13 protein-coding genes are annotated in these 13858 nt (G+C 41.0%); 10 read left to right on the top strand and 3 right to left on the bottom strand.

Annotation, left to right across the window (positions count from 1 at the left end):
• Positions 1-42: 42 nt before the first annotated feature.
• From VXP95_RS12910 to VXP95_RS12880, 7 genes are all read left to right on the top strand, one after another.
• The gene (locus VXP95_RS12910) at positions 43-1284 is read left to right on the top strand and encodes an acyl-CoA dehydrogenase family protein (RefSeq protein ID WP_416712166.1); all 1242 of its coding nucleotides are present in this window, start codon (positions 43-45) and stop codon (positions 1282-1284) included.
• 54 nt (positions 1285-1338) lie between these two features.
• The gene (locus tag VXP95_RS12905) at positions 1339-2460 is read left to right on the top strand and encodes a phosphotransferase family protein (protein ID WP_064102937.1); all 1122 of its coding nucleotides are present in this window, start codon (positions 1339-1341) and stop codon (positions 2458-2460) included.
• Positions 2457-3155: a histidine phosphatase family protein gene (locus tag VXP95_RS12900; RefSeq protein WP_064102936.1), complete on the top strand. Its 699-nt coding sequence runs from the start codon at positions 2457-2459 to the stop codon at positions 3153-3155. The genes VXP95_RS12905 and VXP95_RS12900 overlap by 4 nt, the downstream gene beginning before the upstream one ends.
• 47 nt (positions 3156-3202) lie before the next feature.
• Positions 3203-3946 (top strand): SDR family oxidoreductase, encoded by a 744-nt coding sequence (locus tag VXP95_RS12895; protein ID WP_064102935.1) that lies wholly within the window; start codon positions 3203-3205, stop codon positions 3944-3946.
• A gap of 292 nt (positions 3947-4238) precedes the next feature.
• Positions 4239-5297: a fatty acid desaturase gene (locus VXP95_RS12890; protein ID WP_064102934.1), complete on the top strand. Its 1059-nt coding sequence runs from the start codon at positions 4239-4241 to the stop codon at positions 5295-5297.
• Between the two features lie 206 nt (positions 5298-5503).
• Positions 5504-6214: an SGNH/GDSL hydrolase family protein gene (locus VXP95_RS12885; RefSeq protein ID WP_416712165.1), complete on the top strand. Its 711-nt coding sequence runs from the start codon at positions 5504-5506 to the stop codon at positions 6212-6214.
• Between the two features lie 32 nt (positions 6215-6246).
• Positions 6247-6831 carry a uracil-DNA glycosylase family protein gene (locus tag VXP95_RS12880; protein ID WP_416682202.1) on the top strand — a complete coding sequence of 195 codons (585 nt, stop codon included), beginning with the start codon at positions 6247-6249 and terminating at the stop codon, positions 6829-6831.
• 94 nt (positions 6832-6925) lie between these two features.
• Here the strand turns inward: VXP95_RS12880 and VXP95_RS12875 are convergent, their stop codons facing one another.
• The 3 genes from VXP95_RS12875 to VXP95_RS12865 form a co-directional block, all read right to left on the bottom strand.
• Positions 6926-7402, bottom strand: a complete 477-nt coding sequence (locus VXP95_RS12875) for a pyridoxamine 5'-phosphate oxidase family protein (protein ID WP_416712164.1) — start codon at positions 7400-7402, stop codon at positions 6926-6928.
• Between the two features lie 158 nt (positions 7403-7560).
• Positions 7561-7998 (bottom strand): hypothetical protein, encoded by a 438-nt coding sequence (locus tag VXP95_RS12870; protein WP_416712163.1) that lies wholly within the window; start codon positions 7996-7998, stop codon positions 7561-7563.
• A gap of 273 nt (positions 7999-8271) precedes the next feature.
• A complete protein-coding gene (locus tag VXP95_RS12865; protein ID WP_416712162.1) occupies positions 8272-9828 on the bottom strand; it encodes a phospholipase D family protein in 1557 nt (518 codons plus the stop codon).
• A gap of 121 nt (positions 9829-9949) precedes the next feature.
• Here VXP95_RS12865 and VXP95_RS12860 point away from each other — a divergent pair, with 121 nt between their 5' ends.
• The 3 genes from VXP95_RS12860 to VXP95_RS12850 all read left to right on the top strand — a co-directional run bounded on the left by VXP95_RS12860 (position 9950) and on the right by VXP95_RS12850 (position 13384).
• The gene (locus VXP95_RS12860) at positions 9950-11062 is read left to right on the top strand and encodes an S-(hydroxymethyl)glutathione dehydrogenase/class III alcohol dehydrogenase (RefSeq protein WP_064095363.1); all 1113 of its coding nucleotides are present in this window, start codon (positions 9950-9952) and stop codon (positions 11060-11062) included.
• Between the two features lie 219 nt (positions 11063-11281).
• Complete coding sequence (locus tag VXP95_RS12855) at positions 11282-11812, top strand: hypothetical protein (RefSeq protein ID WP_416682209.1); 531 nt, start codon at positions 11282-11284, stop codon at positions 11810-11812.
• A 522-nt stretch (positions 11813-12334) separates the two neighbouring features.
• Positions 12335-13384, top strand: a complete 1050-nt coding sequence (locus VXP95_RS12850) for a 3-deoxy-7-phosphoheptulonate synthase (protein WP_416712161.1) — start codon at positions 12335-12337, stop codon at positions 13382-13384.
• Positions 13385-13858: the final 474 nt, after the last annotated feature.

Genomic DNA, 13858 nt, shown 5'->3' with positions numbered 1-13858 from the left:
GTTGTAAAGCGTATGAATTAGAATATTTAGAGGGATGAATCAATGTTTGAACTTTCAGCACATGCACAGGATTATTTAAACAGAACTAAAAAGTTTATTAGTGAAGAAATTGAACCGGTCGAAGCTGAATTCTGGCAGCAGGTTCACGAGTTGAACCAAGGTGGAGACTGGACCAAATGGCAATGGCCTGCAGAACTGGAAAATTTAAAAGCCAAAGCCAAAGCTGCAAACCTCTGGAATATGTTTCTTCCTTGTCCAGAACTTGGTCAAGGCCTGTCGGTTCAGGAATATGCGCATATCGCGGAACTTTCCGGCCGTAGCCTGATTGCGCCAACGGTATTTAACTGTAATGCTCCTGATAGCGGCAATATGGAAGTTTTATGGCGTTATGGTTCTGAAGAACAGAAACAGCAATGGCTGATGCCACTTTTAGAAGGAAAAATCCGTTCGGTCTTTTGTATGACTGAACCTGCAGTTGCATCCAGTGATGCCACCAATATGCAGGCAACGGCGGTAATTCAAGGTGATGAGATTGTTCTGAATGGTCGTAAATGGTGGTCATCAGGTCTGGGTGATCCGAATGCTAAAATCATTATTTTTATGGCGCATACTCCAGATGAAACAAAAGACCGTCATCATCAGCATTCGATGGTTCTGGTCCCGGTAGATACTACCGGCGTTAAAATCGAACGTATGCTGCCAGTGTTTGGTGACTATGATGCACCACATGGCCACGGCGAAATCAGTTTTGATAATGTCCGTGTCCCTGTTTCAAATTTTATTGGTGGTGCCGGTCAGGGCTTTGAAATTGCTCAAGGTCGCTTAGGACCAGGTCGTATTCATCATTGCATGCGCTGTATTGGTGCGGCGGAAAAATCTTTGGAGTTGATGATAGACCGTGGTATGAGCCGCAGCGCATTTGGCAAAGAGATTTTAAAACTTGGCGGCAACCTGGAGCGTGTCGCGGAAGCACGGGTTGCAATTGATCAGGCGCGTCTTTTGACCTTGTATGCTGCCTATAAAATGGATACTTTAGGGAATATGGCTGCATTGACTGAAATTTCTGCAATTAAAGTCGTTGCGCCGAGTGTGCTGGAAAAAGTGGTCGATATGGCGATCCAGATCCACGGCGGTGCCGGAGTCTCTCGGGATACGCCATTGACAGGATTCTTTGCTCAGGCACGTGCCTTACGTCTGGCCGATGGCCCGGATGAAGTGCATAAAGGCATGATTGCCAAACTGGAACTGGCAAAACGTGGCTACAGTACTCGTCGCAAAAAGTAATCTGGTTTTTTAACAAGAAGATTGAAACGTATTAAAAAATTTTGAGGAAACATTATGGCGGTTATTGATGTTGGTGGAAGAGTTCGTCAAGGTGAAGAACTGGATGTACAGGCCATTACCGAATGGTTAATCCAAAACGGTAACAATGTTGAAAGCCCCGTTGAAGTGACTCAATATTCAGGTGGGGCTTCAAACTGGACCTATCGTCTAAAGTATGCCAATGCCGATCTAATTTTACGTCGCCCGCCACAAGGCACCAAAGCCAAATCAGCCCATGATATGGCACGTGAATATCATGTGCAGAAAGCTTTGGCTGGGTACTATCCGGTCGTACCTGAAATGGTCGCGCTTTGTCAGGATGAATCGGTGATTGGCTGTGACTTCTATGTGATGAAACGCATCGAAGGCATTATTCCACGCGCCAAAATGCCACCTGAATTGCAACTGACTGAGTCTGATATTCGGACATTATGTATCAATATGATTGATAAACTGATCGAATTGCATCAGGTTCCTTATACAGGCACCGAGCTGGAAAAGTTGGGCAAAGGTGAGGGTTATTGCCGCCGTCAGGTAGAAGGTTGGGATAATCGTTATGAGAAAGCCAAGACCATAAATGTTCCATCTTTTAAATATGTACGCAACTGGCTTAATGAAAATATTCCTTCCGACTCTAAAACCTGCGTCATTCATAATGACTGGCGTTTTGACAATCTCATTCTGGATCCAGAGAATCCGACTGAAGTGATTGGTGTACTGGACTGGGAAATGGCCACTCTCGGCGATCCGCTGATGGATCTGGGTTCTGCCTTGGCCTATTGGGTAGAAGATACCGATAATGCCATTTTTAAAGCGACTCGTCGTCAGCCAACCAATCTAAAAGGTATGTTTACCCGTAAAGAGGTCGTAGATTACTATCTTGAAAAAACCGGTTTGCAGCCTGAGAACTGGACATTTTATGAGGTGTTTGGTGTATTCCGCCTCGCGGTCATCGCCCAGCAGATTTATTATCGTTATTACCACAAACAAACCAATAATCCGGCCTTTAAGGATTTCTGGGTGATAATTCATGCCTTGCATATTCGTGCTTTAAAACTGATTGGCAGCCAAAAACTGGAAGCTAATGAGATCGCACAGAAATATATTCTGAAATTTAAAGAGATAATGCCAAAATGACCACTATTTACCTGATCCGGCATGGCCAAGCCTCTTTTGGCGCAGAAAGTTATGATCAGCTTTCGCCCAATGGCGAGTTACAGGCAAAGCTTTTGGGCCGCTATTTTGATGAAATTCTGAAAGAAGCACCTTATGTGGTTGCAGGCTCCATGCAGCGTCATCAACAGACAGCAAAATTATCTCTGGAAGAATGTTTTCCGGAAAGTGAGATTCTGACGGATAGTGCCTGGAATGAATTTAATCATCAGCAGGTATTTGCACGTTATGAACCGCGTTTTAATCAGCCTGAATTGCTCAAACAGGACGTGTCAGAGCATGCAAATCCTCGGGATTACCTCAGCAAAATTTTTACCGGTGCGATTGCACGTTGGACCGGCGATGATTACCACCATGAATATGATGAATCCTGGCCGAATTTTAAAGACCGTGTGGAAACCGGTTTGCAAAATCTGTGTGACCAGCTGGCCAAAAGCCGCCCACGTTATGCAGTCGTTTATACCTCAGGTGGCGTGATTTCTGTGGCTGTAGGCAAAATTTTGGGCCTTAGCCCAGAAAAAACCTTTGCTTTGAACTGGGCGATTACCAATACCAGTATTACGACACTGCGGCTGGTAGGTAATGAACCGCAACTACTCAGTTTAAATGAACATCATTTTATCAAGGCACAGCATCCGGAATTGCTGACCTGGATCTAAATCATATCGAATACTACTGTAAAAAAATAAAGGAATAGGGTAAACCCATGGCTAAAACAATTTTAATTACCGGTGCAAGTTCAGGGATCGGTGCCGGTATGGCACGTGAATTTGCCAAGAAAGGCTATAACCTGGCGATTTGTGCACGTCGCCTGGATCGTCTGGAAACCTTAAAGCAGGAACTGGAAAGCCAATATAATATTAAAGTCATTGCCAAAACACTGGATGTCACCGATTACGATCAGGTTTTTGAAGTTTTCCGCGCTTTTAAAGAAGACTTCGGCACCATTGACCGGATTATCGTGAATGCAGGTGTGGGTGAAGGTCGCCGCATCGGTAAAGGTAATTTCGCCATCAATAAAGCTACAGTGGAAACCAACTTTATTTCGGCATTGGCACAATGTGAAGCTGCAGTGGAAATTTTCCGCGCCCAAAACTCTGGCCATCTGGTCATGATCTCATCCATGAGTGCCATGCGTGGTATGCCAAAACATTTGACTGCTTATGGCGCAAGTAAGGCCGGCGTGGCTCATTTAGCGGAAGGCATTCGTGCTGAGCTGATGGATACGCCAATTAAAGTCACTACAATTTTCCCAGGATATATTCGGACTGAAATCAATGAGGGGGCGAAAAAGCTACCTTTTGAAGTAGATGAGAAAACTGGTTCACGTTTATTGGCAGCAGAAATTGAAAAAGCGCCAGTTAAAGCCTATGTACCGAAATGGCCTTGGTTGCCACTTGGTCTAGCCATGAAAGTATTACCACTTAAACTGGTAAATAAATTGGGCTAAAAGCAATTTTAGATATTTAAAAAGAGAAGCGAGAATGCTTCTCTTTTTATGATAACGATATTACAGCCAAACCTTAAAAAACTTTAATGATTAATGACCAGTTAATTCGACTAATTTTGACTGTTGATTTCATGAAAAAGATAATCTCTCAATTTTCATAATTCCCTCCAATTTAAAGAATTATCTCAACTGTCCAAAACTTAGACATACTCGCTTCAAAAGTGGAAAGATAACTTCTTTTTTCTAGAATTTCCTTTAATGTACAACTGTTCAAAAATCAAAGGTTGTCCATATGTCTACATCTTCCGATATGACTGACCAGCAGCGAATCTCCAAGGTTAGAAGTATCGTTATTCAGGCTGGGGAAGAGGTGCGTGCTCGTTATCCCATACTTAAACATCAGAATTTTATCGGTGCAAGTATTCTAGGCTTGGCGTGGGCAGGTATGATTACATGCGCAGTAGCATATGGAACGGGTTATCTCTCAGCATGGTTTACCATTCCTTTAATCGCGATTTTTGCATCTTTAACGCATGAATTGGAACATGACCTGATTCATTATATGTATTTCAAGAAAACGCCTTGGGCCCATCATCTGATGCTGGCACTTGTCTGGCTGGCGCGTCCAAACACGATTAGTCCCTGGGCACGTCGTCGTTTACATTTGCATCATCATAAATATTCAGGCACTGAACATGACCTGGAAGAACGTGGCATCAGTAATGGTATGCCTTGGGGCATTCGCCGAATTCTGGTGATTAGTGACCAGTTAATGTCAGTGTATCTGCGTCCATTTCAGATGTTTAAAATGATTCATCTTTTTCTGGAAAAACAGCCTGAAAAAGAACGTAAAATTGCCATGATCTCCCAGTTACTCGGCTTTTTGCCACTCAGCATTATTTATTATGGATTGTGCTATCTGTTTGTGGTCTTTCATGGTTTAAATGCAGTTACACCACTGTTCGGTTATGAAATGCTTTGGTCGCAAGGCATTGTCGATGCTATGCCGATCGTAAATCTGCTGGCAGTCATCTGGGTGATTCCGAACTTTATCCGTTCTTTTAGCTTGCAGTTTGTCAGTTCAAATATGCATTATTATGGCGATATTGATCCACGTGATGTGATCAAACAAACCCAGGTACTCAATCCATGGTGGATGGTTCCGTTCCAGTTATTCTGCTGTAATTTTGGTTCAACTCATGCCATTCATCATTTTGTGGTCAAGGAGCCATTTTATATCCGTCAACTGACATCCAAAACGGCGCATAAAGTGATGAAAGAAGTAGGTGTACGTTTCAATGATGTTGGAACATTCAAGCGTATGAATCGCTGGAATGATTATAAAACCTGATAAGTGAGCTTGTAAAAATCCTGCTTTTTAGCGGGATTTTTTATTATTTATCGAAGATAAAATAAAGATATCTAAGCCTATATTTTGTAAGAATCCTATCTTAGTCAAATTTAGGTGATTATTCATCTAAAGTGACTGCTGAGGAAATAGTTCAAAAGAGCAAACTCAGGTAAAATCAAATATATCTCTATATAAAATAGCCTGCTATGTTGCTGAAAGCCGCCACCATTGCCTTGATTCCTGCACTTGTCATTCAAGGTAGTCGCGTTAAGAAAAATACCTTAAGGCTTCCGGAACCCGAAGGTGCGCGTAAAGGAAAAATCGGAACAGGCAAAAAACTGTCTCTGCTCATTTTAGGAGATTCCGCGGCAGCAGGCGTAGGCGTAGAACATCAGGATGATGCATTACTGGGTGCAATTCTGCATGAACTGAAAAATGACTTTCAGGTTGAATGGAAGTTGCAAGCCAAAACCGGTGATACCACCTCGAATGTACTGCGTACTTTGGACCAGATGGAAGTCCAGCATTATGATGTAATTGTTACTTCAGTTGGGGTCAATGATGTAACTAGGCTCATGTCTGCAGAAGTCTGGATTCAGAAACAGCAACAACTTTATAGCAAAATCCAGCAAAAATTTAGTCCGAAGCTGGTTATTGCTGCCGGTGTTCCCCCCATGAATATGTTCCCAGCGCTACCGAATCCTTTAGCCTGGTTATTTGGCCAATATGCCAAACAGATGAACCGGCAACTGGAAAAATTTGTAAATCAGCAGGTAAATATGCAATGGATTGAATACGATATTGAAAAATACCGTGCCATGAATTTACAAATGGCTGCAGATGGTTTTCACCCGAGTAAGGAAGTTTATACACTTTGGGGACAAGAAGTGGCTGGCAAGATTCAGAAGGCATTCTAAAATAGTAAAAATCTCTCAATTTAGTTAATCCTATGTCCGATATTGAAACCCATCCGTTACCGCCATTTTTACCGCCCAATGCCAAATTGCTGATGTTGGGTAGTTTTCCGCCACCTGCCACACGCTGGAAAATGAATTTTTATTATCCAAACTATCAAAATGATATGTGGCGGATTTTTGGACTGATTTTTTTTAATAATAAAGATTATTTTTTAGATCTACCCAACAAAAAATTTAAGGAAAATTTAATCCGGGAGTTTTTGACACAAAGGGGAATTGCAATCTTTGACAGTGGTTATCAGATCCGGCGTTTAAAAGGTAATGCCTCAGACAAATTTCTGGAAATTGTCGTACCCACCAATATCGAGCAACTGCTTAGTCAAATGCCGCAGTGCAATCATATTATGACTACTGGAGATAAGGCTACAGATACTATGATGTTGTCCATGCCTGAAGGTACGGTCAAACCGAGCATTGATCACCCAAGTCAGGCTCATTTTGCCGGACGTGATCTGTATTTATATCGTATGCCTTCATCTTCCCGCGCTTATCCGGTTTCTTTAGAGAAAAAAGCCGAAAGTTACAGATTAATGTTTAAGCATGTGGGGTTGATTTAATATTTAATTCAATATTCAGATGAAAAATAGCTAGAAAAATTTAAAGCTGTAAATATGAAATTAACTTACGCTTAGTAACTTGGTTTTTTATTATTCACATATTTGGATATTCGACCCAACGATAGCTATAAATTTGAATATCCCGAACATGATGAAAGTTAGACCAGATTAACTGACTGCCTTTAGTCCATCTTAAAACTCGCATACGAGATTCCACCTGCTGTATTTTTTCTGATGTAGCTAAACGTAAAGGGCCAATTTCTGCATATAGACGTACTCCTGGATAACGTTTGAATTTCCCCTTAAGCAGCGCATTCAACCAAAACAGTTTACTAGTATTCACAGCTTGTATGCAGGCCAGTGGCTGATGCTGTAAATTTTCAGTAAAGGTAGCGGAATAAGTATCAAAGAAGAAACCTATACTGGTCTTTTGATTTAAAAATACCGTTCCAATCGGGGTAATGCTAGGAAGGCCTTTGGAATTGACTGTTGCAATAGAGCAATGCATGGCAGTACGTTGTGCATCAGCAACGATCTGGCGAATCTGTTGCCATTCACTATCAGAAATCATGTATTGATTCTCTTATTATTTTTTATAAAGCTTATAGTAAATTTTTCCATATGGCATTGTCTGAGAAAACCTTGAAAACAGGTAGCTTTACCAATCTAAAATATGTTTCAGATTATAAAAAAGAGCTAAATGGCTCTTTGAAAAATGGCAGCAGGCGATTAGCCATCGTATTCGACATAATCCCACAAGTTTAAACGTGCTTTAATCTCTCGGCGGATTTCAGGTAACATCGGTAATAAACTACCATCAATCCATAAGCTCAAAGCTTGTGCAGAGAGAGCTTGCTGCTGTTCATCGACCAGCTGAGCACCTTTTAATATAATGCCGGCCTCATCAGTAGCTTCAGTTTCTACACCTTTAAATAAAACCTGTAACTCATAGCCATTATCCTGAATCAGCCATTCCAGTTCGAGCTGGATATTTTCATTCGATTTTAAAACTACCTGACCCTCGACCGTAACGGATTCAGACAGACAGTCATGTTCTACCCGAATCTTGGCCAGATACCACTCTTGCTGGGATAAATCATGGAGAGTTTTAACAGGCGTTAGAATGTCACTAAACTTAAACTGGCGACTTAAATCAAAAAATTGCATGGGAGTGAGGGCGAATAATCGCAAAAGATTGGAAAAGTGTAATTTTAAAGCAATCGAGGGAGGAGGTAAAAGCTTTGTCGTGATTGAGCTGATTAATGTATAAGAAAAAAACTAATAAATATAAGTATAAGAATTTAATTAATATTGAAAATCTCTCCTTCCATAGGGAATAGACTGGAATGATAAGAAGGAGATTACTCAAAAAATGAAATTTCATTTATGATTTTTAATCATTAAAATAATTTGTGTAATTAAAACGTAATTTTTTTGTCATTACATTAACCATTCGCCTGGAAATTTGGTCACAAGATTCATCATGAAGCGCTGGAATTTTGTAGTGTCCGGATCATGTAAATGTTTAATGATACGACCATCTTTTTGATATTCCAGCCAAATGATTTCATTTTTTTCATTCAGCTTGAGCTGATAAGCGATACGTGGCAAATACTGATCCATTGCGTAAGTAATTTCCTTCTGGAAATCTTCCGACTGGATCACGAGGCCGACTTCAGTATTCAAAAAAGCTGAACGCGGATCAAAATTAAAGGAACCAATAAATACCATGCCATCCAGATCAAAGAATTTGGCATGCAAACTTGAGCTATTTTTATTCTTTGCCGGAATAATATTTCCAGTCATGACTTCATACCAGGTACGTTCAGGCCGGACAATATAAGGTTTAAATTCCCAGAGTTCGATGCCGTTTTGCAGTAACTGCTGACGATATTGTTGATAGTAGGCATATACCAGAGCCACATCATTGGCCTGAAAAGAATTGGTCAGGATTCTGATTTTGACGCCCTGTTGCGCACGATAAGTTAAATAGTCGGTGCCTTCTTGTGTTGGAATGAAATATGAAGACACCAGTTCCAGATGTTTTTTTGGCTCACCCATGAGTTCGAGCATATGGGTATAGATATAATCGCCATTTTTTGCATGGGGACGTGCTTTAGCAGGAGTATCCGCGACGAAATAAGCAGGTGCCCAGTGAATGGGCTGTTTTTTCAATTGCTGTTCGACTTGTTTCTCTGCTATTCCTACCCGGCGTTTTAATTCAGTTTCATCAACATCTTCGCGCGCAAACTCAGTTTTGAGTTTTTTGAGCATTTCAGGATTGCCTGCATCATTTAGCACCTGCTGAAGATTATAACTAAGATCGTCATTCCAGAACTTGATAAAGGTCTGATTCGCAGCATTTACGCTTTGACCTGTAAAAAAGATATCGACATCGGTAAACTGGAAATCTTCACTGGCATCAAAGTATTCACTGCTGATATTACGACCACCAGTCACTGCTGCAGTCCCATCAGCAATGATCAGTTTATTATGCATGCGATGATTAACCTGTTTCATCCGGAAACCATAATCAAGTGCACGTAATTTACGAAATTTATAGGGATTAAAAAGCTTTACCTGAATATTTGGATGCTGGCTCAGGGCCAGCAATTTGTCATCTAGCTGCGTACCATTCTGATCATCAATCTGTAACCGTACCTTGACTCCACGCTCCGCAGCTTTCAACAGTTGGGCCAACATCATGTTACCGATATAATCATCTTTCCAGATATAATATTGCAGATCAAGATGGTGTTGGGCCTTATTAATCAGGTACAGGCGTGCCGCCATGCTTATAAAGCCGTCATATAAGGGTAAAAAAGCAGTTTTCCCTTCATGAATCTGCTGTTTTGAAAATTGACCCTCTATCCATTGCGCGGGTTGGGCTGGAGTAATTTCTGCATCTTTGGCAGTGTTGGGAGCCAGTTCGCAGCCAGAAATCATGAGGGTTAAAGTAAAAACACTTAAACAGATAAACGGTGAAGGTTTAGTCATTGATCTTCCATTGATTATAGGATTTTTTATTCCTTAACTCCCGATGTTAATAGTTGAATCTCCGAATAGAAAGAGGTTACTGTTAGTCATCTGTAAACCAGCAAAAAAAGGATAGTTTTACATGAAATCACGTGCAGCGGTTGCGTTTGGTCCGGGCCAACCCTTAGAGATTGTTGAGGTGGATGTTGCTCCACCAAAAGCAGGTGAAGTACTGGTGAAAATTAGCCATACAGGTGTGTGTCATACCGATGCATTTACCTTGTCTGGTGAAGATCCTGAAGGTGTGTTTCCTGCAATCCTGGGCCATGAAGGTGCAGGTGTAGTGGTTGAAGTGGGTGAAGGGGTCACCAGTCTGAAACCAGGTGATCACGTAATTCCACTTTATACTGCTGAATGTGGTGAGTGCTTGTTCTGTAAATCTGGAAAAACCAACCTGTGTGTTGCTGTACGGGCGACCCAAGGTAAAGGTGTCATGCCAGACGGAACTACACGTTTTTCTTATAACGGAGAGCCAATTTACCATTACATGGGCTGTTCAACATTCTCTGAATATACCGTAGTTGCTGAAGTATCCTTGGCAAAAATTAATCCTGAAGCTAACCATGAGCATGTCTGCCTGCTGGGCTGTGGCGTGACGACAGGCATTGGTGCTGTCCATAACACTGCCAAAGTACAGGAAGGTGACAGTGTTGCTGTATTTGGTTTAGGCGGTATTGGTCTTGCTGTGGTACAGGGCGCCCGCCAGGCAAAAGCAGGCCGTATTATTGTGGTAGATACCAATCCAGATAAGTTTGAACTGGCGAAACAGTTTGGTGCGACAGATTTCCTTAATCCAAAAGACTATGATCAACCAATCCAGCAGGTTATTGTGGAAATGACCGGTTGGGGTGTTGACCACTCCTTTGAATGTATCGGTAATGTGGATGTGATGCGTTCAGCACTGGAATGTGCGCACCGTGGCTGGGGCCAGTCGGTGATTATTGGGGTAGCCGGTGCAGGTAAAGAAATTTCAACCCGTCCATTCCAGTTAGTCACAGGGCGTAAATGGATGGGTACCGCTTTTGGTGGCGTGAAAGGCCGTTCACAATTACCGGGAATGGTAGAGCAGTCAATGAAAGGTGAAATTCAGCTTGAACCTTTTGTAACTCATACCATGCCATTAGATCAGATCAATGAAGCTTTTGACCTGATGCATGAAGGTAAATCAATCCGTACGGTCATTCATTTTGAATAAATGATTATCGTAGGCTTAAGAGAGAAAAAGACCGGTATTAAACCGGTCTTTTTTATGCGGATTTCACTTGATTCAGGATACATTAGTGCATTAAAGCATCACACAGACTCACCCAAAGAACACAAGCAAACTAAGGTCATTACATTCCAGATGTTTATATTAAATAGAACGTATCAACATACGTGATTAAAACCATTTTAAAAAATAAGGATAAGTTTTATGTCGAATGATAATTTTGATCGTGATGTTATTAAGAACTCTCCAAAAGATGTCCGCGACGATTTAAATGCAGATCCGATTACTGGTGAACCTGGTGCACATCCTGTAGGAACAGGTTTGGGTGCTGCAGGCGGTGCAGCCGCAGGCGTAGCAGTTGGTGCAGCAGGTGGTCCTGTTGGTGCTGCTGTAGGTGGTGTTGTGGGTGCTGTGGTCGGTGGTCTGGCCGGTAAAGGTATAGGCGAAGCAGTAAATCCAACCGAAGAACAGGCTTACTGGCGTGATAATTCTGTAAATACCCCATACTATTCAGATGCCCGTACCACATACAGCGATCTGGATTATGACCGCGATTACGATACTGCTTACCGCGTAGGTTATGAAAACCGGGGCAGCTATGATGCCCACACCCGTTTTGAAGATGCAGAACAAGATCTGAAATTAAAATGGGAACAAATGAAAGGCGAATCTCGTTTAAACTGGGAACAGGCGAAATTTGCAGTACGTGATGCTTGGAATCGTGTTTCACGTTAATTATTCATCTTCATGAAAATGAAGTGAAGTACTGTTGGCAAAATCTACATTTCTGTGGGTTTTGCCATTTTTATTGATATATTTAACTGTGTGATAAAATCATAAAAAAAAAGTAGAAAAGTTAATAAATATTTTTTTATATTTAATACTTGTCAAATGACCCTAGAGCGCGTATTTTAATTTCAGATTCATATTTTATGAAAGACATAATATGTTAACGCAACCTCTCATTTCAAACGCATATTTTTATTTCTGGCAGTTTAGATAATTGCCTGAATGCGTTTGGGCAATGAAATGGTTGCCCACCAGTTTATACCTGATCGGCAACCCTGATCAGGTTTTTTTATGCCTTTAATTTTTAAGAATATTTTGGAGACAATCATGACAACATTTAACTATTCATACTTTAACAGCTTTTATTGGTCTTATTTTAGTCAGCTAATGACCCTCAAGACAGTTTCGATTAGACCCATAACGCTCAAATAAAAGTTTGGACTGCTTTTCAGTCCCAGGATTAAAGTCATGAATACCCCAAATACATCACAACAACATCATGCTGAAAGCATTTTAACTTTACCCCAGCAACTTAAGCAGCAATTGCCACTGTCTCCGCAATTGGCTAGCCAGGTCGCTGAACATCGTCAAACTGTTAAAAATATATTAGAAGGCAGAGATCATCGATTAATGGTGATTACAGGTCCATGTTCCATTCATGATGAAGCTTCCGCGCTAGAATATGCAGAAAAATTAAAACAGCTACAAACTCAGGTTTCTGATCAGATTTTTCTGGTCATGCGTACTTATATTGAAAAACCGCGGACTACGGTAGGCTGGAAAGGTTTCCTTTACGATCCGAATCTGGATGGTTCATCCAATATGCAATTGGGTCTGGAAAAATCCCGTGACTTATATCTTAAAATTATTGAAATGGGTCTGCCAATCGCTTCGGAAATTCTCAGCCCGATGGCAACCGCTTATTTCGATGATCTACTGGCTTGGGGTGCGATTGGAGCACGTACCAGCGAATCACAAATTCACCGTGAAATCTCAAGTCATATGCCATATAGCATTGGTTTCAAAAATGGTACTGATGGTTCGATCCAGATTGCCCTAGATGCTATTCAGTCTGCCTCTCATCCTCATCAATTCCTGGGTATGAGCCAGTCCGGTTTGCCATGTATTTTACATTCTCAAGGTAATCCTAAAGCGCATTTAATTTTACGTGGTTCAAATAGTGGACCTAATTACCAGTTGGCTGAAATCGAGAAAATACAGGCAAAACATCAGATGGAATTGCCGGCACTGGTGATTGACTGTAGTCATGGCAACAGCTCAAAAAATCCGATGCTACAACCTGAAGTGCTGAAACAGATCTTGGCAGAACGTTTACATACCAAGGTTCGTGGTGTAATGCTTGAAAGCCATCTGGTTGATGGGAATCAGAAAATTTCTGAGCAAATGACTTATGGTCAATCAATCACTGATGGATGTCTGGGTTGGGCTAAAACCGAACAGATGCTGTTAAATATGACTGACTCACTACGACTTGAAGGTTTAAGGCGTAGTGCTTAAAAATCAGGTTCTGGCTTTCTCCAAGTCATTGGGGGAAGGCAGAAGAAGCTAATGAGGTAATTTACCTTGATGTTTAAAATTGTTCATTAAACAGTTTAAAAATATAATGAATAAATAGATGCAAAGGTCGAGATTAATTTTTACTAAGATATGCATAATATATGTCTAAATTTTATCCCCAGAAATTGGGGATAGTTTTTGCCCTGGAAAGAGCGGAAACATTGAAAAAATCTTCGATTTGATTAAAAAATAATCAATTTTATAAGCAGAATATTACAAATATGATCAAAAAACACACGAGTTGTGAAAACGTGTGTTTTTTGATCTTTGGGGTTTTGGATTTATTGATTTAAGTATTTGATAAATAACACTATTTAAAAAGGATGTTATTCCCAAGTAGAAATGTCCGGTTTCTCCAAAGTAAAAATGTCCGCTTTTAGAATATGCACTTTTGCAATTTCCTTAGCGGACGGT

The organism is Acinetobacter sp. 226, from assembly GCF_048147925.1.
GTDB classification, from domain to species: Bacteria; Pseudomonadota; Gammaproteobacteria; order Pseudomonadales; family Moraxellaceae; genus Acinetobacter; species Acinetobacter pecorum.
Note: the sequence above shows the minus strand (reverse complement) of the source record. Positions and strands in the feature narration are given on the sequence as shown.

Coding starts and splice junctions, on each gene's coding strand:
- VXP95_RS12910 (WP_416712166.1), top strand. CDS start 43: ATGTTTGAACTTTCAGCACATGCACAGGATTATTTAAACAGAACTAAA.
- VXP95_RS12905 (WP_064102937.1), top strand. CDS start 1,339: ATGGCGGTTATTGATGTTGGTGGAAGAGTTCGTCAAGGTGAAGAACTG.
- VXP95_RS12900 (WP_064102936.1), top strand. CDS start 2,457: ATGACCACTATTTACCTGATCCGGCATGGCCAAGCCTCTTTTGGCGCA.
- VXP95_RS12895 (WP_064102935.1), top strand. CDS start 3,203: ATGGCTAAAACAATTTTAATTACCGGTGCAAGTTCAGGGATCGGTGCC.
- VXP95_RS12890 (WP_064102934.1), top strand. CDS start 4,239: ATGTCTACATCTTCCGATATGACTGACCAGCAGCGAATCTCCAAGGTT.
- VXP95_RS12885 (WP_416712165.1), top strand. CDS start 5,504: ATGTTGCTGAAAGCCGCCACCATTGCCTTGATTCCTGCACTTGTCATT.
- VXP95_RS12880 (WP_416682202.1), top strand. CDS start 6,247: ATGTCCGATATTGAAACCCATCCGTTACCGCCATTTTTACCGCCCAAT.
- VXP95_RS12875 (WP_416712164.1), bottom strand. CDS start 7,402: ATGATTTCTGATAGTGAATGGCAACAGATTCGCCAGATCGTTGCTGAT.
- VXP95_RS12870 (WP_416712163.1), bottom strand. CDS start 7,998: ATGCAATTTTTTGATTTAAGTCGCCAGTTTAAGTTTAGTGACATTCTA.
- VXP95_RS12865 (WP_416712162.1), bottom strand. CDS start 9,828: ATGACTAAACCTTCACCGTTTATCTGTTTAAGTGTTTTTACTTTAACC.
- VXP95_RS12860 (WP_064095363.1), top strand. CDS start 9,950: ATGAAATCACGTGCAGCGGTTGCGTTTGGTCCGGGCCAACCCTTAGAG.
- VXP95_RS12855 (WP_416682209.1), top strand. CDS start 11,282: ATGTCGAATGATAATTTTGATCGTGATGTTATTAAGAACTCTCCAAAA.
- VXP95_RS12850 (WP_416712161.1), top strand. CDS start 12,335: ATGAATACCCCAAATACATCACAACAACATCATGCTGAAAGCATTTTA.